Below are 2,611 nucleotides of genomic sequence, written 5' to 3' on the forward strand. Positions count from 1 at the left end.
CTCCTGGACGGTCCGGATCTCCCGTTCGTACGCGGGTGGCCCGGGCAGCCCGGTGACCCCGGGCACGGCGTCGGGCGCGGGGTCGGCCGGCGTGCCGGGGGCCGGGCCGAGCAGGGGGACGGGCTCTTTGGCGGGCGGAGGTCCGGCGGGCGACGGGCGCGTGGGGCCTGGCGTGTCGGGGTGCCGTTCGGCGTGCGGCGGGTGGTCAGGGGCGGTCCCGGTGGCGCGCTGGTCTTCGAGGCGGGCGGCGGCGAGCCAGGCGGCGTCGGCGAGCCCCGTCCAGTCGGCCCCGCCCGGGTCCAACGGGCTGTCGTCCTCGTGCCGGTCGCCGGTGGTGGGATCGGGGGAGTCGGCCGGCACGGACTCGGCGTCCGGAGCACGCTCCCTGGGCAAGCCGTTCATCAGCGGCCCTTCGAGAGGTCTCGGAGGAGCATCTCGACGAGCTTACGCCCGTCGGCGTCCGCTTGAAAACCGCCCGCGGTCGTCAGCTGGACGGCGTTGAGCAACTGGTCGATCGACTGGGTGCCGCCACCGCGCAGACGCTTCTCGAACTCGTCCACCAGCGCCTCGACGCCCTCAGGGCGTTGCCGCAGATGACTGACGACGATGCCGATCAGCTGCTCGCGGCCCGGCGGCAGCATTTCCAGCGGCAGGCAGCGGCGGCGGAACGCGGCGGGGAACTCCCGTTCGCCGTTGCTCGTGATGACCACGACGGGGAACTGCGCGCATTCCACCCGGCCGCCCTCGACCCTCGCCGAGCCGCGCGGGTCGTCGGTGAACACGGTCGCCGACTCCTCGTTGCTGCGGACGAGTTCAGGAATCTCGTAGCTGCCGTTCTCCAGGACGTGCAGGAGGTCGTTGGGCAGGTCGATATCGCTCTTGTCCAGCTCGTCGACGAGCAGCACCCGGGGGCGCCCGTAGGCGAGCAGGGCGGTGCCGAGCGGGCCGAGGGTGACGAAGTCCCCCAGCGCGGGCGGTCCTTCGGCGGTCGGGCCGCGTTCGCCCGGATCTCCGCCGGCTGCGTCGGGAGCGTTCCCGGCGGCGGGGCCGTACGCGCCGCCGCCGGCGTCGGCCGCCCGCCAGGCCGCGATGGCCTGGGCGCGGCCGATCGCGTCGCTGTCTNAGACAGCGTCGGGAGCGTTCCCGGCGGCGGGGCCGTACGCGCCGCCGCCGGCGTCGGCCGCCCGCCAGGCCGCGATGGCCTGGGCGCGGCCGATCGCGTCGTACGCGTACAGGCCGTCCCTGAGCGTGCTGCGGCTGACGACGCTCCAGGGCAGGACCCGGCCGAGCCCCAGCTCACGGGCGATCAGATAGGCGAGGGTGGACTTGCCGACGCCCGGCGGGCCGGTGATGAGCAGGGGGCGGCGCAGCAGCAGGGCCGCGTTGACCGCGTCGATCTCCTCGCGCCGCAGTTGCGGACCGTCCTGGATCCGGCCGAGGCGGCGCTCCGCGGCGCGGTCGTCCTCGGGCGGTGGCGGCTGGAGCGGTCCGCCGGGGAACGTACGCCAGGGCGGCGGCGCCGGCAGCTCCGGCGGCTCGCCCCCGGGCGCCCTTCCGGTCGCGTGGAAGACCCACCACGCGGGCGGCGACGGCGGTGGTACGGCAGAGGCCTCTCCGGTCATGCCGACAACAACTCCTCACGATCGACCAGTCGGTACGGGTCGTCCCAGAAGAACGCGATGTGCCTGCCCACCCACAGGGGGCCGTCCTCCTCGATCTCCGCTCCCGCCCTCAGCCTGTGCACCTTTTCCGGCAGTTGTGCGTACGTGTGCCCCAGAAGCAGCGTGAGCAGTTCGCTGGACTGGGAGGGGCTGTCGGCCCTGCGGTCCCAGGCTGCGAGACCCACGCCCTCGACGACGGCGGCCTGCAACGCCTCCAGCCCGTGCCCCTGGACGGCGGGCGCGTCGAGGATGACCGCGGTGAGCGACTCGTCTCCGGCGAGGTGGGCGCGCCAGCGTTCGAGCCCGTCGCGGTCCGCGGCCCTCCAGCGGTGGGCGGCCGGGGCGGTCGCGGTCCGCAGCTGATCCCAGCGGGCCTGCCAGCGGCGCAGTTGCCCGGCGTCGCCGCGCATCCGGTCCAGGCTGCGCAGATGGACCCGGTAGTGCATGCCGATCGGCCGGGGCCTCGGGTCTCCGGTACCCAGTTCCAGGCGGGCCATGTCGTGGTTGAGCAGGTCGAAGGGGAGCACGAACTCGACGTGGACCGGCCCTCCGCGGGCCCCCGTCCCCTCCGTCGGCCCGGGTGTCTCCGTCCGCCCCGGCGTCCCCTTCTGTGTGTCGGCCCACAGCGCCTCACCCCGCTCGACGGCGCGTTCGACCGCTGCGGCCAGGGTGTCCAGGGTGACGGTCTCCACGGGGCTCGGCTCCGGGCGCCAGTAGCCGGGGACCTTGTTGACCCAGTGACGGACGAAGACGTCCGGTGAACCGTCCCGGGCCGGTTCGACCATCACGACCAGACACCGGGGGACCGTCGGGTCGGGGGCGGCGGGCCGCTCCAGGCGCCGCCGGCAGTCGGCGAGCGCCTCCGGCGCCCCGGGGACCCACGCACGGGGGTCGTCGGGCGGCGCGGCAGGGTCCCCCGCCGCCCAGCGGTCCGCCCACCGGCGCAGCGG

At 75.2% G+C, this 2,611-nt stretch carries 2 protein-coding genes and 1 pseudogene; all 3 read right to left on the reverse strand.

Features of this window, described 5'->3' with window-relative positions:
• A pseudogene (locus CR470_RS37245) lies at positions 1-402 on the reverse strand (hypothetical protein); the annotation flags it as partial.
• On the reverse strand, positions 402-1,622 hold the full coding sequence (locus CR470_RS37250) for an AAA family ATPase (protein WP_097872142.1): 1,221 nt from the start codon (positions 1,620-1,622) through the stop codon (positions 402-404). The pseudogene CR470_RS37245 and the gene CR470_RS37250, both read right to left, overlap by 1 nt.
• Positions 1,619-2,611 (reverse strand): VMAP-C domain-containing protein (locus CR470_RS37255; RefSeq protein ID WP_441350790.1); only part of this gene is annotated, 993 nt, incomplete at its 5' end. The genes CR470_RS37255 and CR470_RS37250, both read right to left, overlap by 4 nt.

Origin of the sequence: Streptomyces sp. rh34, from assembly GCF_002551245.1 — a bacterium.
GTDB lineage: Bacteria > Actinomycetota > Actinomycetes > Streptomycetales > Streptomycetaceae > Streptomyces.